The organism is Croceibacterium atlanticum (assembly GCF_001008165.2).
Lineage (GTDB): Bacteria > Pseudomonadota > Alphaproteobacteria > Sphingomonadales > Sphingomonadaceae > Croceibacterium_C > Croceibacterium_C atlanticum.
On record NZ_CP011452.2, the window covers coordinates 996,700 to 1,016,932 of the forward strand.

23 protein-coding genes are annotated in these 20,233 nt (G+C 61.5%); 10 read left to right on the plus strand and 13 right to left on the minus strand.

The genetic code is table 11. The features are described from left to right. Positions 1 to 93 precede the first annotated feature (93 nt). The 5 genes from WYH_RS04680 (at position 94) to WYH_RS04700 (ending at position 5,043) form a co-directional block, all read left to right on the plus strand. Positions 94 to 648 (plus strand): F0F1 ATP synthase subunit delta, encoded by a 555-nt coding sequence (locus WYH_RS04680; protein ID WP_046902914.1) that lies wholly within the window; start codon positions 94 to 96, stop codon positions 646 to 648. A 31-nt stretch (positions 649 to 679) separates the two neighbouring features. Further along, positions 680 to 2,209, plus strand: coding sequence for a F0F1 ATP synthase subunit alpha (atpA, locus tag WYH_RS04685; protein ID WP_046902915.1), 1,530 nt, complete (start codon positions 680 to 682; stop codon positions 2,207 to 2,209). Between the two features lie 69 nt (positions 2,210 to 2,278). After that, entirely contained in the window at positions 2,279 to 3,154 is an 876-nt protein-coding gene (locus tag WYH_RS04690; RefSeq protein WP_046902916.1) for a F0F1 ATP synthase subunit gamma, read from the plus strand. A gap of 25 nt (positions 3,155 to 3,179) precedes the next feature. Beyond that, positions 3,180 to 4,637 (plus strand): F0F1 ATP synthase subunit beta, encoded by a 1,458-nt coding sequence (gene atpD / locus WYH_RS04695; protein WP_046902917.1) that lies wholly within the window; start codon positions 3,180 to 3,182, stop codon positions 4,635 to 4,637. A gap of 148 nt (positions 4,638 to 4,785) precedes the next feature. Beyond that, positions 4,786 to 5,043 (plus strand): ATP synthase F1 subunit epsilon, encoded by a 258-nt coding sequence (locus WYH_RS04700; protein WP_046902918.1) that lies wholly within the window; start codon positions 4,786 to 4,788, stop codon positions 5,041 to 5,043. Positions 5,044 to 5,130: 87 nt separating this feature from the next. On the opposite strand, the gene WYH_RS04705 is transcribed toward WYH_RS04700, so the two are convergent. The 3 genes from WYH_RS04705 to WYH_RS04715 all read right to left on the minus strand — a co-directional run bounded on the left by WYH_RS04705 (position 5,131) and on the right by WYH_RS04715 (position 7,731). After that, positions 5,131 to 5,427, minus strand: coding sequence for an HNH endonuclease (locus WYH_RS04705; protein ID WP_046902919.1), 297 nt, complete (start codon positions 5,425 to 5,427; stop codon positions 5,131 to 5,133). 7 nt (positions 5,428 to 5,434) lie between these two features. Beyond that, positions 5,435 to 6,343: a DMT family transporter gene (locus WYH_RS04710; RefSeq protein ID WP_235979917.1), complete on the minus strand. Its 909-nt coding sequence runs from the start codon at positions 6,341 to 6,343 to the stop codon at positions 5,435 to 5,437. A gap of 74 nt (positions 6,344 to 6,417) precedes the next feature. Beyond that, positions 6,418 to 7,731 (minus strand): O-antigen ligase family protein, encoded by a 1,314-nt coding sequence (locus WYH_RS04715; protein ID WP_169780709.1) that lies wholly within the window; start codon positions 7,729 to 7,731, stop codon positions 6,418 to 6,420. A gap of 136 nt (positions 7,732 to 7,867) precedes the next feature. Between WYH_RS04715 and WYH_RS04720 the strand changes: the two genes are divergently transcribed. Together WYH_RS04720 and WYH_RS04725 are read left to right on the plus strand one after the other, a co-directional pair. Further along, entirely contained in the window at positions 7,868 to 8,914 is a 1,047-nt protein-coding gene (locus tag WYH_RS04720) for a phosphatase PAP2 family protein (RefSeq protein WP_235979915.1), read from the plus strand. 61 nt (positions 8,915 to 8,975) lie between these two features. Next, a complete protein-coding gene (locus WYH_RS04725; RefSeq protein WP_179945432.1) occupies positions 8,976 to 10,502 on the plus strand; it encodes a TadA family conjugal transfer-associated ATPase in 1,527 nt (508 codons plus the stop codon). Between the two features lie 18 nt (positions 10,503 to 10,520). On the opposite strand, the gene WYH_RS04730 is transcribed toward WYH_RS04725, so the two are convergent. Continuing rightward, positions 10,521 to 10,751 carry a hypothetical protein gene (locus tag WYH_RS04730; protein ID WP_235980010.1) on the minus strand — a complete coding sequence of 77 codons (231 nt, stop codon included), beginning with the start codon at positions 10,749 to 10,751 and terminating at the stop codon, positions 10,521 to 10,523. A gap of 74 nt (positions 10,752 to 10,825) precedes the next feature. Between WYH_RS04730 and WYH_RS04735 the strand changes: the two genes are divergently transcribed. Further along, the gene (locus WYH_RS04735; protein ID WP_046902922.1) at positions 10,826 to 11,758 is read left to right on the plus strand and encodes a DMT family transporter; all 933 of its coding nucleotides are present in this window, start codon (positions 10,826 to 10,828) and stop codon (positions 11,756 to 11,758) included. A gap of 41 nt (positions 11,759 to 11,799) precedes the next feature. Next, on the plus strand, positions 11,800 to 11,928 hold the full coding sequence (locus WYH_RS04740) for an entericidin A/B family lipoprotein (protein WP_046904818.1): 129 nt from the start codon (positions 11,800 to 11,802) through the stop codon (positions 11,926 to 11,928). A gap of 65 nt (positions 11,929 to 11,993) precedes the next feature. Here the strand turns inward: WYH_RS04740 and WYH_RS04745 are convergent, their stop codons facing one another. The 9 genes from WYH_RS04745 to WYH_RS04785 form a co-directional block, all read right to left on the minus strand. Further along, positions 11,994 to 12,590: a DUF938 domain-containing protein gene (locus WYH_RS04745; protein WP_046902923.1), complete on the minus strand. Its 597-nt coding sequence runs from the start codon at positions 12,588 to 12,590 to the stop codon at positions 11,994 to 11,996. After that, positions 12,587 to 13,276, minus strand: a complete 690-nt coding sequence (locus tag WYH_RS04750) for an NAD(P)H-binding protein (RefSeq protein WP_046902924.1) — start codon at positions 13,274 to 13,276, stop codon at positions 12,587 to 12,589. Before WYH_RS04750 ends, WYH_RS04745 begins: the two co-directional genes overlap by 4 nt. Continuing rightward, positions 13,269 to 14,429, minus strand: a complete 1,161-nt coding sequence (locus WYH_RS04755; RefSeq protein WP_046902925.1) for a deoxyguanosinetriphosphate triphosphohydrolase — start codon at positions 14,427 to 14,429, stop codon at positions 13,269 to 13,271. The genes WYH_RS04750 and WYH_RS04755 overlap by 8 nt, the downstream gene beginning before the upstream one ends. Before the next feature lie 81 nt (positions 14,430 to 14,510). Beyond that, on the minus strand, positions 14,511 to 15,206 hold the full coding sequence (locus WYH_RS04760) for an aspartate/glutamate racemase family protein (protein WP_046902926.1): 696 nt from the start codon (positions 15,204 to 15,206) through the stop codon (positions 14,511 to 14,513). Positions 15,207 to 15,209: 3 nt separating this feature from the next. After that, positions 15,210 to 15,503: a hypothetical protein gene (locus tag WYH_RS04765; protein WP_046902927.1), complete on the minus strand. Its 294-nt coding sequence runs from the start codon at positions 15,501 to 15,503 to the stop codon at positions 15,210 to 15,212. A gap of 37 nt (positions 15,504 to 15,540) precedes the next feature. Continuing rightward, the gene (locus WYH_RS04770) at positions 15,541 to 17,061 is read right to left on the minus strand and encodes an NAD(P)(+) transhydrogenase (Re/Si-specific) subunit beta (RefSeq protein ID WP_046902928.1); all 1,521 of its coding nucleotides are present in this window, start codon (positions 17,059 to 17,061) and stop codon (positions 15,541 to 15,543) included. Further along, entirely contained in the window at positions 17,061 to 17,345 is a 285-nt protein-coding gene (locus WYH_RS04775; protein WP_046902929.1) for an NAD(P) transhydrogenase subunit alpha part 2, read from the minus strand. The genes WYH_RS04770 and WYH_RS04775 overlap by 1 nt, the downstream gene beginning before the upstream one ends. A gap of 3 nt (positions 17,346 to 17,348) precedes the next feature. Then, positions 17,349 to 18,470, minus strand: a complete 1,122-nt coding sequence (locus tag WYH_RS04780) for an NAD(P) transhydrogenase subunit alpha (RefSeq protein ID WP_046902930.1) — start codon at positions 18,468 to 18,470, stop codon at positions 17,349 to 17,351. A gap of 18 nt (positions 18,471 to 18,488) precedes the next feature. Next, entirely contained in the window at positions 18,489 to 18,608 is a 120-nt protein-coding gene (locus WYH_RS04785) for an aa3-type cytochrome c oxidase subunit IV (RefSeq protein ID WP_046902931.1), read from the minus strand. Positions 18,609 to 18,745: 137 nt separating this feature from the next. On the opposite strand from WYH_RS04785, the gene WYH_RS04790 reads away from it, so the two are divergent. Further along, a complete protein-coding gene (locus tag WYH_RS04790) occupies positions 18,746 to 20,164 on the plus strand; it encodes a sigma-54-dependent transcriptional regulator (protein WP_046902932.1) in 1,419 nt (472 codons plus the stop codon). The last annotated feature ends 69 nt before the right edge of the window (positions 20,165 to 20,233 follow it).

Consider the following 20,233-nt stretch of genomic DNA (forward strand, 5'->3'; position numbering starts at 1 on the left):
AGTCGCGCGCCAGCCATGCCGGGGTGCAGTTTCTGCGCCCTTTTCGGCAGGCCTCAGTTTACCGTTTCCTCGGACCCAAAAGGACCTTAGCGCGTGGAGCTTTCCGCCGGTATTCAGGCAAGCCTAGCCGGGCGTTACGCATCGGCCCTGTTCGACCTCGCTAGCGAGGCGGGCAATGTTTCCGTTGTCGAGAGCGATCTCGACAAGCTCGACGCGGCATTGGCCGAATCGGCTGAACTGCGTTCGCTCATCCGCAATCCGGAAGTGAGCCGCAGCCAGCTGGCCAAGGTGGCTACGGGCATTGCCCAGCTGCTGGGCCTTGCGGAGCTGACCCGTAATTTCCTGGGCGTTCTCGCGGAGAACCGTCGGATGGGCGATCTGCCCTCGATGATCCGCGCCTTCCACACCATCGCCGCCGCCCAGCGTGGCGAGGTGAGCGCGGAAGTGGCCAGCGCCCACCCGCTTTCCGACGAGCAGCTGACCGAGCTGGAGAAGAAGCTCCGCGCTCGCGAAGGTCGCACCATAAAGCTGAAATCGCGTGTCGATCCCGACCTTCTGGGCGGGCTCGTCGTCACCATCGGTTCCAAGCGTATCGACAGTTCGATCCGCACCCGTCTCAATACTCTCGCCCAGGCCATGAAGGGCTGACGCCGCAAAGGCTCACGAAAGGCAAAACCACATGGAAATCCGCGCCGCAGAAATCTCGAAGGTCATCAAGGACCAGATCGCAAGTTTCGGAAGCGAAGCCGAAGTCAGCGAAGTCGGCTCCGTTCTGAGCGTGGGCGACGGTATCGCCCGCATCCACGGCCTCGACAATGTCCAGGCCGGCGAGATGGTCGAATTCGCCAATGGCGTGCAGGGCATGGCCCTGAACCTCGAAGCCGACAATGTCGGCGTCGTGATCTTCGGTTCCGACTCCGACATCAAGGAAGGTGACAGCGTCAAGCGCACCGGCACCATCGTGGACGTCCCGGTCGGCAAGGGCCTTCTGGGCCGCGTGGTCGATGCGCTGGGCAACCCGATCGATGGCAAGGGCCCGATCCAGGCTGACAAGCGTTCGCGCGTGGAAGCCAAGGCGCCGGGCATCATCCCGCGTAAATCGGTTCATGAACCCGTGCAGACCGGCCTCAAGGCGATCGACGCCCTGGTTCCCGTCGGCCGTGGCCAGCGCGAACTTATCATCGGTGACCGTCAGACCGGCAAGACCGCCGTCGCCATCGACACCTTCATCAACCAGAAGGGCGTCAATGCCGGCGATGACGAGAGCAAGAAGCTCTACTGCATCTATGTCGCCGTCGGTCAGAAGCGTTCGACCGTGGCGCAGATCGTCCGCCAGCTGGAAGAAAACGGCGCGATGGAATATTCCATCGTTATCGCCGCAACCGCTTCCGAGCCGGCCCCGCTGCAATATCTGGCGCCCTATACCGGCGCCGCGATGGGCGAATTCTTCCGCGACAACGGCATGCATGCCGTGATCGTGTATGATGACCTTTCCAAGCAGGCCGTGGCCTATCGCCAGATGTCCCTGCTGCTCCGCCGTCCGCCGGGCCGCGAAGCCTATCCGGGCGACGTGTTCTATCTTCACAGCCGTCTGCTTGAACGCGCGGCGAAGATGAATGACGAAAACGGCGCCGGTTCGCTGACTGCTCTGCCGATCATCGAAACCCAGGCCGGTGACGTGTCGGCCTATATTCCGACCAACGTGATCTCGATCACCGACGGCCAGATCTTCCTGGAAACCAACCTGTTCTACCAGGGCATCCGTCCGGCCATTAACGTCGGCCTGTCGGTGTCGCGTGTGGGCGGTTCGGCCCAGACCAAGGCGATGAAGAAGGTCGCCGGCTCGATCAAGCTGGAGCTGGCGCAATATCGTGAAATGGCTGCCTTCGCGCAGTTCGGTTCGGACCTCGACGCGGCGACGCAGAAGCTGCTCAACCGCGGTGCACGCCTGACCGAGCTGCTCAAGCAGCCGCAGTTCAGCCCGATGCCGTTCGAAGAACAGACCGTGTCGATCTTCGCCGGTACCAATGGCTATCTCGACAGCGTGGCCGTGGACCGCGTGACCGAATACGAAGCTGCCATGCTGAGCTGTATGCGCAGCGAGCATGCGGAAATCCTCGAGGAAATCCGCAGCACGCAGAAGTTCGAAGGCGACGTGGCCGAAAAAACCAAGGCCGCGCTGGACGCTTTCGCCAAGCAGTTCGCGTAAGGTCAGCAAGGCAATCCAACTTCGTCATTCCTGCCAATGCGGGAATGACGAATTAGGAAGGGAACGAGAGTGGCTTCACTCAAGGAACTCAAGGGCCGGATCAACTCGGTCAAATCGACCCAGAAGATCACCAAGGCCAAGCAGATGGTCGCGGCGGCAAAGCTGCGCAAGGCGCAGGCCGCGGCCGAAGCCGCGCGCCCCTATGCCGAACGGCAGGCCGATGTCATGGCCTCGCTCGCCGGCAAGGTTGCGGGCCAGGACAACGCGCCGCTGCTGCTGCGCGGATCGGGCAATGACCAGCGCCATTTGCTGGTGGTGGTCAATACCGACAAGGGCCTGTGCGGCGGTCTCAACTCCAACATCGTCCGCGCGGCGGTGAAGAAGGCGCGCGAACTGATCGCAGCCGGCAAGACGGTGGAATTCTACCTCGTCGGCCGCAAGGGTCGCGCCCCTATCCGCCGGAATTTTCCGGACAGCATCGGCCATCATTTCGATACTTCGGAAGTCCGCAATCCCGGTTTCGAGGAAGCCGAGAAGGTCGCCGCCGAACTGGTCGATATGTTCGAAGCGGGCAAGTTCGATATTGCCCATCTGGTCTATCCGGTCTTCCAGTCCGCTCTGGTCCAGGAGCCGACCGTGCAGCAGATCATCCCGGTCCCCGCCCCGCAAGCTACCGCCGATGCCGGTGGCGCCGTGGTGGAATATGAGCCGGGCGAGGAGGAAATCCTCGAAGAATTGCTGCCGCGCTACCTGAAGACCCAGCTGTTCGGTGCGCTGCTCGAAGTTTCGGCTTCGGAACAGGGCGCATCCATGACCGCAATGGACAATGCGACGCGCAATGCCGGGGAGCTGATCGAAAAGCTCACCATCCAGTACAACCGCAGCCGCCAGGCCGCGATCACCACCGAATTGATCGAGATTATCGCCGGCGCAGAAGCGCTGTAAGCGAGTTCAAGGCAAGGAAATCACCATGGCCACCGCACCCGTGCTCAACCAGACCACCAACGGCTCCGTTGCCCAGGTCATCGGCGCTGTCGTCGACGTGACCTTCGAAGGCGAGTTGCCGCCGATCCTCACCGCGCTGGAAACGAAGAATGGCGACACCACGCTCGTTCTCGAAGTTGCCCAGCACCTCGGTGAAAACACCGTGCGCTGCATCGCCATGGACGGCACTGACGGCCTCACCCGCGGCCAGCCCGTGACCAATACGGGCAAGCAGATCTCCGTGCCGGTCGGCCCGAAGACGCTCGGCCGTATCATGAACGTCGTCGGCGAACCGATCGACGAAAGAGGCCCGGTCGGCGCAGAGCAGACTGCCCCGATCCACGCGGAAGCGCCGGAATTCATCGACCAGTCGACGGAAGCCGCCATCCTCGTGACAGGCATCAAGGTCATCGATCTTCTCGCCCCCTATGCAAAGGGCGGCAAGATCGGCCTGTTCGGCGGCGCCGGCGTGGGCAAGACCGTGCTGATCCAGGAACTGATCAACAATATCGCCAAGGGTCACGGCGGCGTGTCCGTCTTCGCCGGCGTGGGTGAACGTACCCGCGAAGGTAACGACCTCTATCACGAATTCCTCGACGCAGGCGTTATCGCCAAGGACGCGGAAGGCAATGCGACCTCCGACGGTTCCAAGGTGGCGCTGGTGTTCGGCCAGATGAACGAACCGCCGGGTGCCCGTGCCCGCGTTGCCCTGTCCGGCCTGACCATGGCGGAATATTTCCGCGACCAGGAAGGCCAGGACGTGCTGTTCTTCGTGGACAACATCTTCCGCTTCACCCAGGCCGGCGCCGAAGTGTCCGCCCTGCTCGGCCGTATTCCTTCGGCCGTGGGCTATCAGCCGACCCTGTCGACCGACATGGGCCAGTTGCAGGAACGCATTACCTCCACCACCAAGGGTTCCATTACCTCGGTGCAGGCCATCTACGTTCCGGCGGACGACCTTACCGACCCGGCACCGGCAACCTCCTTCGCCCACCTCGACGCCACGACCACGCTGAGCCGCGCGATCTCTGAGCTGGGCATCTACCCGGCCGTTGACCCGCTCGACTCCACCAGCCGTGTTCTGGAACCGCGCGTCGTTGGCCAGGAACATTACGAAACGGCTCGTAAGGTTCAGGAAACGCTGCAGAAGTACAAGTCGCTGCAGGACATCATTGCCATTCTCGGCATGGATGAGCTGTCCGAAGAGGATAAGCTGACCGTGGCCCGTGCGCGCAAGATCCAGCGCTTCCTGTCCCAGCCGTTCCACGTGGCCGAAGTGTTCACCAACATTCCGGGCAAGTTCGTCCAGCTTGAAGACACGATCCGTTCGTTCAAGGCGGTTGTGGAAGGTGAATACGACCACCTGCCGGAAGCTGCCTTCTACATGGTCGGCGGGATCGACGAGGCGGTCGAGAAGGCCAAGAAGATGGCTGACGAGGCCTGAGCCGATGCGCCGGGGCGCATCGCTTCCGATCCTGATCATGGCGGGTGCTGCGGCGCCTGCCATGGAAGCGGAAGCAGCGCCCCCCGCGATTTGAACTCATGGCCCGGACCGGACCCAGGTCGAAGGTCCAGGTGTTAGGAAATAGAACATGGCACTGCATTTCGAACTCGTAACCCCGGCCAAGCTGGTCCGCTCGGAAGATGTCCATATGGTCGTCGTTCCCGGCGATCAGGGGGATTTCGGCGTGCTGGAAGGCCACGCGCCCTTCATGTCCACGATCAGCCAGGGCACGGTTCAGGTCTTCAAGACCGCCGGCGCCGCGCCTGAAGAAATCGAAATCCGCGGCGGTTTCGCGGAAGTGGGCGACAAGGGCCTGACCGTTCTTGCGGAGCATGTCGAAGACTGATCCGCCCGCATAGCGTTCAGCCCGTATAGGGTTCATAGGGGCTGGCTGCAGCGATGCGCCGGCCTTTTTGTATCCGCCGCCCTGCCCTCAGCTCAATCTGCGGCGGGTGGGAGCATGAAAATCAGGCGGCTTGTCAGCCACCCACCGCACGAATTTGGCGATCGCCTCCCGCTGCAACAGCGCGGCACGATCAGCCCCGATGCGGGCCAGTTCGGCATTGGTGAAATTGGCATGGATCGTCCGGTGGCAGATCGGGTGCACGGCAACGGTTTCCCGCCCCTTTTTCGCCTTGGGCACGGTGTGGTGCCATTGCACCCGGCGCCCCAGCGGACGCCCGCACAGCCAGCAAGCCTTGTCTGCTTCCCCGGTCAGCGGCGCCACCATGCGCAGTTCATGGCGCGGCCTTGGCAGGGCGCTTCATCCGGTTGATCCGCCACAGAAATAGCCCAGACCCGACAATGATTGCCGCGCCCAGCAAGGCGATGGCATCGGGCGCTTCGTCAAAGAACAACCAGCCCAGCACCACGGCCACCAGCAATTGGCCGTAAGTCATGGGGGCGACGGTGGCCGCCCCGGCTTTCGATGTGCCCATATAGATCAGCCAGTGCGCGATGCTGGCGCTGACCGCAATGAAGGCGCAGCGTGCGAAAACGTGCCAGGCCGGCCAGTGCATCCGCAATTCTTCGACACCGCTGAAATGGCCGATTGTCGTCGCCGCCAGCAGGATGACCGACGCTGTTACCGATATATAGACCTGCATTGCCAATATGCTGGCCGAATGCGCGGCCGCGCGATTGGCGATCATCAGCATGGCCATGGCGCTGGCCACCAGCAGCGGGAACAGCGCCACCCAGCCCAGTTCGGCGAAATTGGGCCGCAGCACGATCACCACCCCGACAAAGGCGAACAGCGTCGCCCCGATCGCCGCCGGACGCAGCCTCTCCCCCAGTATCATCGCCGCGAACAGAGCCGTGATCATCGGTTGCGTGAAGGTTATCGTCGTCGCTTCGGCCAGCGGCATCAGCCATACGGCGGTGAACATGGCAATGGTGGCGATGGATACGGACAGCCCGCGAACCCACTGAATCCGCGCCCGGGGCATATGGAACACAGCGCCCCACCCTTCCCGCGCAGCCAGGATCGCACTCAGCCCGATTGCCGCCAGCACATAGCGCGTGCTGGCCATCGCCGTGGGCGGCCACATGCCGCCCATCCCCTTGATAATGGCATCCCCGATAGAAAGTGTGCCGAACCCGGCAAGTGCATAGAGCAGACCGGCGCGGTCGTTATGTATCGACAATTCAGCCCTTTCCCCGCTTGAAACGGAAAACCCCTAAAGTAGCCGGAAGGGGAGAGCAATTGGCGCTTCGCTTGCTAAGTGCCCGGGTGCGCTTGCAGCGTGTCTTTACCGGCATTTCCGGATCGCATCGCAAGCGGATAGACAAGGAAAAGCAGCGTCAGGGCAACGGTGTAGGGATAGAACATGATGCCGTCTATCAGGGCAAAACCCAGCATGCAGAAGGCGGCGATGATCGACATGCGCATCTGAGGCGGCGCAGTTCCCCTCTGTTTCAGGCAGGCCCACAGCAAGGCAGCGACCAGGGCCAGAAACGCGCCGCCGCCCACAATCCCCCAGTCGAACAGAACCTGAAGCGGGAAATCATGCGGGTGCCGGAACATGCCATTGGTCGCCGGGCTGACATGCTGGAACTGGCTGCCGCCATGACCGAAGAATGGCCGCTCCCAGATAAAATGCATGGCATCCTTCCACAGCTCGGTCCGGCCGGATGAGAATTCCTGTGGATCCGCCGATCCGTGCCAGAAACGCAATACGGCATTGAAAAAGCCCGATTGGGGCGAAGGAACCAGTATCGATAAAGCGGCCGCCATCGCGCTTGCCAGGCCAAAACGCAGAGCAAAGGCCGGCGATCGAAATTCCGGAAACAGGATATACCCGGCGATGGCCGCGCAGATCAGTGCGAGAAATGGGCCACGAGAACCGAACCAGAGGCACAAGGCCGCATTGAGAACGAACAGCAGCATCGCTTCGCGCGTTTGCCTGTTCCGGCCCGCCATCCGGTACAGGCCAAGCGCCATTGCCGGAGCGAAGATATAGCCGGTGTGGCGAATATGGGCGAAGCCATAGATCTCATATCCGAAGATATAATCGCTCTCCAACCCGATCGAGTAGACGGAGAGCAATACCAGAACGCCGGTTAACGCCGTGAAACGTGGCAGGTAATCAGCAAACAGGCCGAACGCACACCGGGCCTTTTCCTTGTCACGGCGAAACAGGTGCCAGGCAGAAGCAACGAACAATCCGTGCACGCACCATTCCAGGGAATTGCGGATCGCCTGGCTGGGATAGGCGGCAAAGATGGGTGAGATTGCAAGGGCCGCCAACCAGATCAGCAACAGGGCCTTCCCGCCGGGAGCGATCTCCCGCAAGAAACGCGGCACGTCCAATCCACTGCGATTGGCCACCAGGAATGTTCCGACTTCCAGGATCCAGAACGAAACCCAGAGGAATCTTTCTGCCAATTGAAAGACGGACATCTCGCCCGGCGGCTCCGCCAGCAGTGCAAGGCGAAGCAGGGGATGCGCTGCAAAGACCAGCATCCAGTTATCGCGCAGCCATTGCGATGTTCGCGCAAGCTCCGGCGGAATCAATCCAGGTCCGGATGCCAAACTATCCCCATTGCGCGCCATGGCGAAGCGGTGGCACAGCTTGGTTAATTGTCGGCTAATCGGCCTTGCTGCGAGTTGAGCCGTCAGGCTTGCCGCACACGCAATCTTAACCAAGCCGGATTAGTGCCGCAGCCGCATGGGACAGCTGATCCGTAATTGGCCGGACGTGGCCTTCTGCGTCGCAATTGCGGCCATCACTCTCGGCTTCTCGCTATTGCTGGACCTGCCATTCAGCCTTCCCAGCCAGGCCGAAGCGGCCTTTGTCGGGGTTCATTATCTCTATCCGCTGGTGGGGCTGGCAGCGTGGGCAGGCATAGCCGTGATTGGCCAGCGCCGCCGCCTTCGATCCACATTTCTCGTCGCCTTGCCATGCTACGCGATCGTTATGGCTTGCCACTTCAATCTGAAACTCTGGGCGCCCCACATCAATCCCGCTTTGTGGGATGGTTTCTATTGGGAGATAGATTCCGCCCTGCGTCCGTTGGTGGATGCCTGCTTCCAGCTCAGGGAACTGGTGGCGCCGATCCTGCCTCTGGACGGCAATTTCTACATCATCGCGTTCATAACAATGTTCTATGTGAGCTTCTGCTATCATGCGTTGCGCACACCGGACTGCTTTCGTTCGGTCTTCCTGGGTGCGCTATTCCTTCAAGGAACGGGCGCGCTGGCCTATCTCGTGATGCCGGCACTGGGGCCCTTCCTGTATGAACCGGGGATCGAGCCGCGCCAGACCGCAACCCAGTTGGGTATGTTGGGCGTGTGGGAAGACAATGCCGCGGGCGGTCACAACTGGCTGGCCGAGAATGGCGGAGCCTATCTGACCACCGGGCTGGCGGCCATGCCTTCACTTCATGCCGGTGGCAGCCTGCTCTTCCTGCTTTTCGCGCGGCGTTATGCGAGCGAATTGCTGCCGATCTATATCCCGCTATTCAGCTATCTCTGCATCGCTGCCGTGGCGTCTCGCTGGCACTATCTGGTTGATCTGCCGATCGGAATGATACTCGCCTATGCGTGTTTTGCAGCTGCCGAACGGCTGACCGCTACTGGTCGCGAAACGGCGGAAAAGCCTGCAAATTCGTCATTACCTGATGATGATACGGGCTCGGCCCCCGCCCTCCACCGGGAGGAAAAAACGGTCCTGACCCGGTGGGTTAGGAAGTTATCAAAGTTTCAACCTTACTAACTGCCAGACGCATCGCCGCGTACCATCAATATCACAGTACGCATTGGAGGACTGGGGGAACATGAGCGCTTTCGGACGCAAGAACGGTGTGGCAGGCATGAAGCCAGGCGCACGTCCGAGTTTTGGCGTTGCGCGGCCCATGAAGGGCGGACCTTCGGGGTCCGGCGAATCCGCGTCCCAGGGCGGCGAACAATTCCCGCCAGTGCCGGAAGGCAACCGGCCGAGCGAGACACCTTCCGCGACCAAAGCGCCCAACTCCGATGCCATGGCCCGCCTGGCCGATCGCGCCAATGCGATCAATGAAGGTCCGGCCGAAATTGGCGGTTTCGAAGCCAGCGTGCACAAGATCAAGGAACAGGTGCTGCCGCGCCTGCTGGAACGGGTCGATCCCGAAGCGGCCGCCACGCTTTCCAAGGAAGAACTGTCCGAGGAATTCCGCCCGATCATCATGGAAGTGCTGACCGAGCTGAAGGTCACGCTGAACCGGCGCGAACAATTCGCGCTGGAAAAGGTGCTGATCGACGAATTGCTCGGCTTCGGGCCACTGGAAGAATTGCTGGGCGATCCGGACGTGTCCGACATCATGGTCAACGGTCCGGACCAGACCTATATTGAAAAGAAGGGTAAGTTGCAGCTTGCCCCGATCAAGTTCCGCGACGAACAGCATCTTTTCCAGATCGCGCAGCGCATCGTGAACCAGGTTGGCCGCCGCGTCGACCAGACGACGCCACTGGCCGACGCCCGCCTGAAGGACGGCAGCCGCGTCAACGTGATCGTGCCGCCGCTGTCGCTGCGCGGCACGGCCATTTCCATTCGTAAATTCTCCGAAAAACCGATCACCATCGACATGCTCAAGGGTTTCGGCTCGATGAGTGACAAGATGGCGACCGCGCTGAAGATTGCCGGCGCCTGCCGCATGAATATCGTGATCTCCGGCGGTACCGGCTCGGGCAAAACGACGATGCTGAATGCCCTGTCGAAGATGATCGATCCGGGCGAACGCGTGCTCACCATCGAGGATGCGGCCGAACTGCGCCTGCAACAGCCGCACTGGCTGCCGCTGGAAACGCGCCCGCCGAACCTTGAGGGACAGGGCGCCATCACCATTGGCGACCTGGTGAAGAACGCCCTGCGTATGCGGCCGGACCGGATTATCCTGGGCGAAATTCGCGGCGCGGAATGTTTCGACCTGCTGGCCGCCATGAATACGGGCCATGACGGGTCCATGTGTACGCTGCACGCCAACAGCCCGCGTGAATGCCTTGGCCGTATGGAAAACATGATCCTGATGGGCGACATCAAGATCCCGAAGGAAGCCATTTCCCGCCAGATCGCGGAATCGGTGGATCTTATCGTGCAGGTGAAGCGCCTGCGCGACGGTTCGCGCCGGACAACCAACATCACCGAAGTGATCGGGATGGAAGGCGACGTGATCGTGACGCAGGAATTGTTCAATTTCGAATATCTGGACGAGACCGAGGATGGAAAGATCCTGGGCGAATTCCGCAGTTCGGGCCTGCGCCCCTACACGCTGGAAAAGGCCCGGCAGTTCGGTTTCGATCAGGCCTATCTGGAAGCCTGCCTCTAACCAGCGCGGATCACGGCCCTAGCCGGCGATCCAGCCCTTCAGCGCAAGCGTGAGAAGGACGGTCGCCGCAAAGGCCGCCGTCAGGAAAATCGCCGTCCATGGCATACAACCCACGGCATCAATCCGCTGGCGCCTGAGCCGGCGGCGTTCCGCCAGCAGGGCAACCAGCGCCAGCAGCAGCAAGGCGCCCGCCCACAGGGCGGCGAGAGTGGCGTCGCTGGCGAAAATCAGGAAATCGGGTTCTTCCACGGGGCGTGCATATGGTTCGCCGCCCCGCATACGGCAACGCTTGATCGGTCCGTGAAGCGTCCTATTGCATCCTTATGGAAGCCAATACCGGCCATCGCCCGCTTCTGGCACTGCTGATCCGCCTGGGGGCCATTGCCGCGCTTTCCACCATGTCGGCCCTGATCAAGCTGGCATCCGCGCGCGGGATCCAATTGCCGGAGATCATTTTCTGGCGGCAATTCGTCACCATCCCGATCCTGCTGATCTGGGTTCTGGCGACCAGTGGGCTGGCCACATTGAGCACGCGCCGGCCAGGGACTCATGCCGCGCGCGCGCTTTACGGTCTGGTCGGCATGATCCTCAATTTCGGCGCGGTGATCCTTCTGCCACTGGCAGAGGCGACGACGATCAATTTTTCCGTGCCGATCTTCGCGGTGATCCTTTCCACATTACTGCTGAAGGAACAGGTCGGCATCTGGCGCTGGTCCGCCGTGGCCTGCGGCTTCGCTGGCATATTGCTGATCACCCAGCCGGGTAGCGGCCATATCCCGATATTGGGCGCGATGGTGGCACTGGGCGGCGCCTTCATGATCGCGCTGATCTCCATCCAGATCGCGGATCTGAACAGGACGGAAAAGCCGATTACCATCGTGTTCTGGTTTGCCGCAATTTCCACGCCTGTCGCGGCGATCGCCCTGCCCTTCACTTATACGCCGCATAGCGGTTTTGAATGGCTGCTGCTGCTGGCAATCGGCGTCTTCGGATCGATCGGGCAATTGCTGCTGACCGCCGCCTTGCGTTTCGGTGCGGTCGCCAGCGTGATCGTCATGGATTATTCGGCCCTGTTTTGGGCAACGCTTTACGGCTGGATGCTGTTCGACATGCTTCCGCCGGCCAGCACATGGATCGGCGCGCCGCTGATCGTTGCCGCAGGTATCGTGATTGCATGGCGCGAACATCTGCTCGCCCGCCGGGGAAAAAGGGCAAAAATTGCCCAGCAGGGAACCCAGACCGTCCACGACAGTTGACCCTTCGTAATATCCATTCGGCTGAAGCGAAGGAAATCATCATGTTACGAAAGATTACACTAGCTTTGGGCCTGGCCGCGCTCACTCTGGGCGCCAGCGCTTGCAACACGGTCAAGGGCGCCGGCCAGGATATCGAATCCGTTGGCGAGGCGGGCGACCGCGCAATCTGACGAGCTGCACCTGCAGGGTCGCAGGGTGCCCGTCGGACTTGCTCCGGCGGGCACTTTCCTTTGCGCTAGGCGCCGCGGCGATAAATCAGCAGCAAATTATTGGCTGGCATGGCGACACGCCGCGTTCTCGCCAGCCCGTTTTCCGCCGCCAATCCATCCACCCATTTGATATTGCGCAGCCCCCACTGCGGATTGCGCTGTTTCAGGCTCGCGTCGAAATCGAGATTGGACTGCACCGTCTCCACATCGTCTTCGATATACGGCCCGTAGAGTATCAGCGGTGCACCTTCGGGCAGCAATTTTCCGGCCGCCCGCATCAGGCCGATAGTCGCCGCGGGCGGGCTGATATGGATCATGTTGATGCACAGCATCGCAACGGCCCGGTCAATCGGCCAATCCTCACTTGCCGCGTCAATCGTCAGCGGGGGATGCAGATTGACGAGGCCGGTTTCCACCCGCCACGCCTCGATGGAACTCAGCGCCTCCGCATCAGGATCGCTCGGCTGCCATTCCAGGCCGGGAAATCGCTCCGCCAGAAATATGGCATGTTCGCCCGTACCGCTGGCCACTTCCAGCACACGGCCACGCGCGGGCAATTCTTCGGCCAGTATATCGGCAATCGGCCCGCGATTGCGCAAGGCGGCCGGGGCGGATCGCTTCATCGGCCCTGCTCCAGCTGCCGGGCAAGGCGGAGCATCGCGTCATTATCGTGAATGAAACGGCCGGGCGCACGCATCTGGGTGCATTTCAGCGCCGCCTGCGCCACCGCGCGGGCGTCGATGGATCGATATTGCCGGTTCTTGCCCTGCAGGAACAGGTCCGTAATTCCGCTCACCCCAACACCCAGCCTTTCCAGCATCCGCCGATCCGCCCCCCGCTCCCCACGCAGGAGGCCGGGGCGCAGGATATCATAACGGTCGAACATGAATTGATCGACCAGCGCCTCCGCCTCCCCCTTCACGCGCAGATAGAATCGCCTGGAAAGCCGATCCGCCCCGGCAGAGGAAACCAGCACGAAATTGCTGGCCCCGGCCTTGCGCGCGGTTTGCGCCACCGCGCCGACGAGATCCTTGTCGACAGCGCGGAAGCGCGCCTCGTCCCCGCCGGATTTCCGCCATGTGCTGCCCAATGCGCAGATCACCGTCTCCGGCCGCACGCCCGCGATCATCTCGCCCCAGCCGGTCACATCGGCCACGAGCATTTCCATCTTCGCCCCTTTGGGCAGCGGCACGATCCGACGGCTGAGCGCGATCAGGTGCACATCCGGCACATTCATCGCCGCCTCGATCGCCAGGCGGCCGACAAGGCCTGTCGCGCCCACCAGAAGGACGCGCCGGGGCCTAGACATTGGTCAATCCATCAGGAACCTGGCCAAAGATCCTGCGATAGCATTCCATCGCATAATGATCCGTCATGCCCGCGATGAAATCGGCGATATGGCGGCTGCGCGCAGGCTCCTGTTCCGGCAGGCGTTCACGCCAGCCGGAAGAAAGCAGCGCGGGATCATCGTGATAGGTGGCATAAAGCCGGGCGATAACCGAATGCGCCCGTTCTGCCGTCGCCTTCTGTTCGGGGTGGTAATAGAGCCGTTCGTAAAGAAAGGTCTTCAGGCGGCGTTCCAGCACGGCCATCTCTGGCGAAAAGACCGCCAGCGCACGGCCGGCTGCGCGAATTTCCTCCAGCGAGGAGATCCCGCTCACATTCCTGCGCGTATTTTCGATCAGGTCGTTAACCATGAGTCCGATTTGACCGCGAACGAGCTCTCGCAGCAATGCCTCTCGTGGCTGGCCGGGAAAACGTTTCTCTATGGCACGCCATTGATCGGCCACGAAATCCAGCGTCAGCAGGTCATCCAGTTGCAGGAAACCGGAACGCAGCCCGTCATCGATATCGTGATTGTCATAGGCAATATCGTCCGCCAGCGCCGCCACCTGCGCTTCCAGCGATGGCCACTGGTCCAGCTCCAGCGGAAAATCGGCATCGAGCGCGCTCAGCGCCCAGCCGGGGGCAGTGACCGGGCCGTTATGCTTGGCCAGCCCTTCCAGCACTTCCCATGTCAGATTGAGGCCGGGATACGGGCAATAGGGGCTGTCCAGCCGCATCAGCACGCGCAGGCAATGTTCGTTATGATCATAACCGCCCTGCCCCTGCAGCGCCGCGTCCAGCGCATTTTCCCCGGCATGGCCGAAGGGCGGGTGGCCGATATCGTGGGCAAGACACAATGCCTCCGCCAGGTCCTCGTCCAGGCCGAGCGCCCGCGCGGCCACACGGCCGATCTGCGCCACTTCCAGGCTGTGGGTCAGGCGAACGCGGAAATGGTCGCCATCCGGCGCGACGAATACCTGTGTCTTCCCAGCCAGCCGGCGAAAGGCGATGGAATGGATGATCCGGTCCCGGTCACGCTGAAATTCGCTGCGCGGTCCGCGAACTCCATCATGCTGCTCGGTAAATTCGCGGCCACGCGAGGCGGCAGGATCGGCGGCAAAGGGGGCGCGAGACATTGTCCGCTCGCTAAGCCCCGGTCCCTGATTTTACAACGAGAACACTAACGGAACAGCCGGAAATTCCGGCCTTTCGCACCTTCAATCGGCCTGCAAGATCCAGTCTGCCGCCTTTTCGGCATGAATGCGCGTGCTGTCATAGATGGGCAGGACATTGGCATCGACATCCACGACCATTTCCAGTTCCGTACAGGCAAGCACGATGGCTTCCGCCCCTTCCTGCTCCAGCACGGTGATCATGGTTTTCAGCGCCCGTTCCGCATCGCGCGTGGGCTTGCCCACGATCAGCTGACCATAGATAATCTCGTCAAGCGCTTCGGCATTGCCGATGTCCGGCGGCAGCAGATCGACCCCATGCGCCACCAGGCGGCGGCGATAGAAGCTTTCCGTCATCACATTGCTGGTGCCCAGGACGGCCGCCGTCTTCACCTTGTCCCTGGCCATGCGTTCGCCCACGCAATCCGCAATATTCAGGATCGGCACGGAAACGCTTTCCACCACCCGGTCATAAACGCGGTGCATGGAATTGGCGCCGATGATGATCGCTTCGGCACCGGCCCTTTCCAGCCGCTGGGCGGAATCAATCAGTATGGCGGCGGCGCGATCCCAGTCGGCATCGTCCCTCAACCCCCATAATTTCGAGAAATCCAGGCTCTCTATCAACAGGGGCGCGCTAGTGTGCCGGTCCGTGCGTTGCTGGATTATCTGATTGATATGTTCGTAATAAGTCCGGGTCGAAACCCAGCTCATGCCCCCGATAAGCCCCAGCTTGCGCAAACCCTATTCTCCGTTTCCTGCCGTCTCGCGCTTTCGCAATATATACCGGCGAAACGCTGATATATCCGTGAATACCGCGATCTGCGGATGGATGACATGCCCTTCGGGAGAGATGCAAACATAGTCATATTCGGCCAGCTGCCCCACGATCACCGGCTCGCTGACGGTTTCCGGGTTCTCGCTGATTTTCCAGGCAATGATCGGATCCGGACGATAATCGCCATCGAATGGCAGGCCGGTTTTCCGGTCCAGATAATGCAGGTTCCAGCCCCGCTGGGCTTCGATAAAACTGGCCATATTTCCGGTCTCCCGCGGCCGTGCCGCCAGCGTTCCGCTAGTCCGTGATCGACTTGTTGATTTCCTCGACCATCTTCTTGGCGTCGGACAGCAACATCATGGTCTGGTCCATATAGAACACGTCATTATCGACGCCGGCATAGCCCACCCCGCCCATGCTGCGCTTGATGAACATGATGGTCTTTGCCTTGTCCACGTCGAACACGGGCATCCCGTAGATCGGGCTGGATTTATCATTCTTGGCGGCTGGATTGACCACGTCATTCGCGCCGATGATGAAGGCGACATCCGCCTGGGAGAATTCGGAATTGATATCTTCCAGCTCGAACACGTCATCATAGGGGACATTCGCTTCGGCCAGCAGCACGTTCATATGGCCAGGCATCCGGCCGGCGACCGGGTGGATGGCATATTTGACGCTGACGCCATGTTCCTTGAGCAGATCGGACATTTCGCGCAGCGCGTGCTGCGCCTGTGCCACGGCCATGCCATAGCCGGGAATGATGATGACCTTTTCCGCCTGTTTCAGCATGAAGGCCGCATCTTCTGCACTGCCCTGCTTGTAGGGCCGCTGTTCCTTCGCCTCCCCACCGCCAGCCGCAGCATCGGCGCCAAAACCGCCGGCAATCACGGAAATGAAGCTGCGATTCATCGCGCGGCACATGATGTAGCTGAGAATGGCGCCAGAAGAACCGACCAGCGCGCCAGTGATGATCATCGCCGAATTATGCAGCGTGAACCCCATCGCCGCTGCCGCCCAGCCGGAATAGGAATTCAGCATGGACACGACAACCGGCATGTCCGCCCCGCCGATCGGGATGATCAGCAGGAAACCAATTGCAAAGGCCAGCGCGACCACGATCCAGAAGATCCATCCTTCCCCCGGACCTGCATCGCCGGAGAGCGCATAGATTGCCGTCAGGATCAGGATGGCCGCCAGCGTGCCCAGATTGATCAGATGGCGTCCCGGCAGCAGGATCGGGGAGCCGGACATATTGCCGTTGAGCTTGGCGAAAGCGATGACGGAGCCGGAGAATGTGATCGCGCCAATCGCCGCGCCAAGCATCATTTCCACCCGACTGACCGGAAGGATATCGCCCCCGGCGCCGAGAATATCGAACGCCCCCGGATTGAGGAAAGCTGCCGCCGCGACGAGAACCGCGGCAAGACCGACAAGCGAATGGAAGGCGGCGACCAGTTGCGGCATCGCCGTCATCGCGATGCGGCGGGCGATGGTCAGGCCGATCACCGCGCCGATTGCGATGGCGGCGAGGATTTCGCCTATAGTCGCGAAATCGAGAACCGACGTATCGTAAGCTGGTAGCCCCGAGGCCGGAAATAAATCGTTCGTTGGAATATGCGTGACCAGCGTCGTCACCACGGCGATCAGCATTCCGATCATGCCGAACCGATTGCCCGCCCGGCTTGTTGCCGGGGAAGACAGGCCGCGCAGGGCGAGGATGAACAGCACGCCGCTGACCAGATAGGCCAGCGCAACCCACGGATTCACCGCATGTTCGGCAGCTGCTGCACCGGCAGCGAGGAAGGACAGCGCCATCACTTGCGCTCCTTCTTCTTGTACATCGCCAACATGCGCGCAGTGACCGCGAATCCGCCGAAGATATTGATGCTGGCCAGCACGACACCGGCAAGGCCCAGCCATTTGGCGCCCGGCACACCGGCAGCCGCCGCGGCGATCAGCGCGCCCACGATAATCACCGAACTGATCGCATTGGTCACCGCCATCAGCGGCGTGTGAAGTGCCGGGGTGACAGACCAGACGACATAGTAACCGACGAAGCAGGCCAGGACGAAGATCGACAGGATGCTGATGAAATCCATGACCTATCCCTTCAGCCGGTCATTCACGATCGCGCCGTCCTGTGTGAGCCGCACGGCATTGCCGATTTCCTCGTCCAGCAAGGGCCTGCCCTGTTCCTTGTCCCAGAAGGCGGACAGGAAATTGAACAGGTTGCGGGAAAACAGCGCCGATGCGTCTGCCGCCAGATGGCTGGGCGTGTTGGAATAGCCCATGATGGTCACGCCGTGTCTGACCACGATTTCATCCGGCACGGAGCCTTCGACATTGCCGCCCTGCGCCACGGCGAGATCGAAGATCACGCTGCCCGGGCGCATGGTGGCAATCTGCGCATCGCTGATCAGGCGGGGCGCGGCGCGGCCCGGGATCAGCGCAGTGGTGATGACGATATCCTGCCTGGCAATGTGGCTGGAAACCAGTTCGGCCTGCGCCTTCTGATATTCCTCGCTCATTTCAGTGGCATAGCCGCCGCTGCCTTCGCCTTCGATCCCCGCGACATTTTCCACGAAGATCGGTTTTGCGCCCAGCGACTGGATCTGTTCCTTCGTGGCGCTGCGAACATCGGTGGCAGAAACCTGCGCGCCGAGACGCCGCGCCGTGGCAATCGCCTGCAATCCGGCGACGCCTACCCCCATGATGAAGGCCTTTGCGGCAGATACTGTGCCGGCCGCCGTCATCATCATCGGAAAGGCGCGGCCGTAAGTGTCCGCGGCGGCAAGGACCGCCTTGTAACCGGCAAGGTTGGACTGGCTGGACAACACATCCATGCTCTGCGCCCGGGTGATGCGCGGCATGAACTCCATCGAAAGCGCTTCAAAACCGCCCTCGGCATATGCCTGGACCAGGTCCGCATTGCCGAACGGATCGAACAGCGCCGCAACAAAGGCCCCCTTCCGGGCGCCCTGCAAAATGGCGGGATCGGGCGCCTGGATGCCGAGCACGATGTCGGCATCCTTCACCACTTGAGGGGCTGTGCCGATCTGCGCACCGGCATCGGCATATGCCGAATCGGGAATAGCGGCGTTTTCCCCGGCCCCGGATTCCACGGCAAGATCGGCACCCAGTCCGATGAATTTCCTGACCGTTTCCGGTGTCGCGGCAACGCGGCGTTCACCCGCCGCGCGCTCTTTCAATACCGCTATCCTCATCCCCCCGTCACCTTGCGGTCAGGTGATCAGATAGATCACTAGCGCAACGATGAGTGCGACAGCCACGGTGGACCATTTGACCATGCCGACAAAGCCTTCATAGGTCTTCTCGGCAGACTTGATATCATTCGCCGCCATGCGTGTGTTCCTTGCAATGTAATTGTTTCGATACCGCTCTATCTTCCCAAAGCGAACCGCTCAAGCCTGCTTAAGGTGGTCTTTACCGGTCTGCTCTAATCGGGGGCTTCTCCATTAGGCCTGAAGGTAGGGGATAAATGGCCGAGCCCGAGCAACGACTGTTGATGCTGATTGACGATGAGCCGGCACAGAGCCGGCTGATCACCGCGCTTGCCGCGCGGGAAGGCTGGCGCACGCTGGTAATCAAGGATTCGGAAACGGCGATTGCCACGCTGGGCACGCGCCAGGGCATGCAATTATCGGCCATCATTCTGGATCAATGGGTGCCGGGCGACCAGGCCGCCTCGCTGATCGAGGAACTGAAATCCCGCCGCCCGGCCCTGCCCATATTGATGCTGACCACCAGCACATCGCCGCTGCTCGCGGTGGAAGCGATGCGGGCCGGCGCAACCGATTACCTGGTCAAGCCCATCGCCCCGGACCGGCTGATGCAGGCGCTGCGCAATGCGACAACGCGCGAAGCGCCGCAGGACGAACTGACGCCGCTGACCGAAAAAATGCCCGCCGTGCTCGATTTCGATGCGATGGTGGGCACGGCCTCCCCCTTCCGCGATGCGCTGGCCAAGGCGGCCAAGGCGGCGCGCGGCCATGGTTGCGTGCTGATTGAAGGCGAAAGCGGCACGGGCAAGGAAATGCTGGTGCGCGCGATGCACGGCGCATCCCCGCGCGCCAAGACGGCATTTCGCATGATCAATATTGCCGGGGTTCCGGCCAACAGCCTGGAATCGGTCCTGTTCGGCCACGAAAAGGGTGCCTTTGCCGGTGCGTTCGATCGCCAGGTGGGCGCCTTGCAGAATTGCGACGGCGGGACGCTGGTGATTGACGAGGTGGATCGTCTTTCGCTCGACCTGCAGGACCGTCTGACAGAATGCCTGTCCACGCATCAGGTCCGCCCGATCGGCGCGAAGCACAGCTTCAAGATCGATGTCCGCATCATCGCGGCCAGCAATCTGCCGTTGGCGGATCTCGTGACGACCGGCCATTTCCGGCAGGAATTGCTGGATCTGCTGGCGGCCACTTCCATCACCCTGCCCCCGCTGCGCAACCGGGTGGGCGATATACCGGCGCTGACCCGGCATTTCCTTGCCCGGATCGGCGAACAGCCGGGCCTGCGTGAACTGGGCATTACCGACGGTGCGCTGAACCTGCTCGCCGCCTTCGAATGGCCGGGCAATGTCCGCCAGTTGCAGGCCGTGCTGTTTCGCGCTGCGGTCTTCTGCGATGGCAATGCCCTGACCACCGAGGATTTCCCGCAATTGCGCGAAATCGTGGGCGACATGGAAGAAGGCCAGCAGCCACGCCATGAAAGCGGCGGGGTGCAGATCTATACCAATGACGGCAATCTCCGCCCGCTGGAAGAGATCGAAGCCGATGTGATCCGCCTTGCCATCGGCCATTACCGGGGCCGCATGACCGAGGTTGCCCGCCGCCTGGGCATCGGCAGATCAACGCTTTACCGCAAGTTAAGTGACCTGGGTATCGACAACGCGGCCTGACACCTCACGCATGATCGCCCGCCCGCAGGGGTTGCGAAATTGGCGGCGATTTGGTGTGAGGTGCGCCCG

Bases quoted from the DNA above. Each gene is read 5' to 3' on its own strand.
- atpA (WP_046902915.1), top strand. From the start codon at position 680: ATGGAAATCCGCGCCGCAGAAATCTCGAAGGTCATCAAGGACCAGATC.
- atpD (WP_046902917.1), top strand. From the start codon at position 3,180: ATGGCCACCGCACCCGTGCTCAACCAGACCACCAACGGCTCCGTTGCC.
- WYH_RS04700 (WP_046902918.1), top strand. From the start codon at position 4,786: ATGGCACTGCATTTCGAACTCGTAACCCCGGCCAAGCTGGTCCGCTCG.
- WYH_RS04705 (WP_046902919.1), bottom strand. From the start codon at position 5,427: ATGGTGGCGCCGCTGACCGGGGAAGCAGACAAGGCTTGCTGGCTGTGC.
- WYH_RS04720 (WP_235979915.1), top strand. From the start codon at position 7,868: ATGGGACAGCTGATCCGTAATTGGCCGGACGTGGCCTTCTGCGTCGCA.
- WYH_RS04725 (WP_179945432.1), top strand. From the start codon at position 8,976: ATGAGCGCTTTCGGACGCAAGAACGGTGTGGCAGGCATGAAGCCAGGC.
- WYH_RS04735 (WP_046902922.1), top strand. From the start codon at position 10,826: ATGGAAGCCAATACCGGCCATCGCCCGCTTCTGGCACTGCTGATCCGC.
- WYH_RS04740 (WP_046904818.1), top strand. From the start codon at position 11,800: ATGTTACGAAAGATTACACTAGCTTTGGGCCTGGCCGCGCTCACTCTG.
- WYH_RS04745 (WP_046902923.1), bottom strand. From the start codon at position 12,590: ATGAAGCGATCCGCCCCGGCCGCCTTGCGCAATCGCGGGCCGATTGCC.
- WYH_RS04750 (WP_046902924.1), bottom strand. From the start codon at position 13,276: ATGTCTAGGCCCCGGCGCGTCCTTCTGGTGGGCGCGACAGGCCTTGTC.
- WYH_RS04755 (WP_046902925.1), bottom strand. From the start codon at position 14,429: ATGTCTCGCGCCCCCTTTGCCGCCGATCCTGCCGCCTCGCGTGGCCGC.
- WYH_RS04765 (WP_046902927.1), bottom strand. From the start codon at position 15,503: ATGGCCAGTTTTATCGAAGCCCAGCGGGGCTGGAACCTGCATTATCTG.
- WYH_RS04770 (WP_046902928.1), bottom strand. From the start codon at position 17,061: ATGGCGCTGTCCTTCCTCGCTGCCGGTGCAGCAGCTGCCGAACATGCG.
- WYH_RS04775 (WP_046902929.1), bottom strand. From the start codon at position 17,345: ATGGATTTCATCAGCATCCTGTCGATCTTCGTCCTGGCCTGCTTCGTC.
- WYH_RS04780 (WP_046902930.1), bottom strand. From the start codon at position 18,470: ATGAGGATAGCGGTATTGAAAGAGCGCGCGGCGGGTGAACGCCGCGTT.
- WYH_RS04785 (WP_046902931.1), bottom strand. From the start codon at position 18,608: ATGGCGGCGAATGATATCAAGTCTGCCGAGAAGACCTATGAAGGCTTT.
- WYH_RS04790 (WP_046902932.1), top strand. From the start codon at position 18,746: ATGGCCGAGCCCGAGCAACGACTGTTGATGCTGATTGACGATGAGCCG.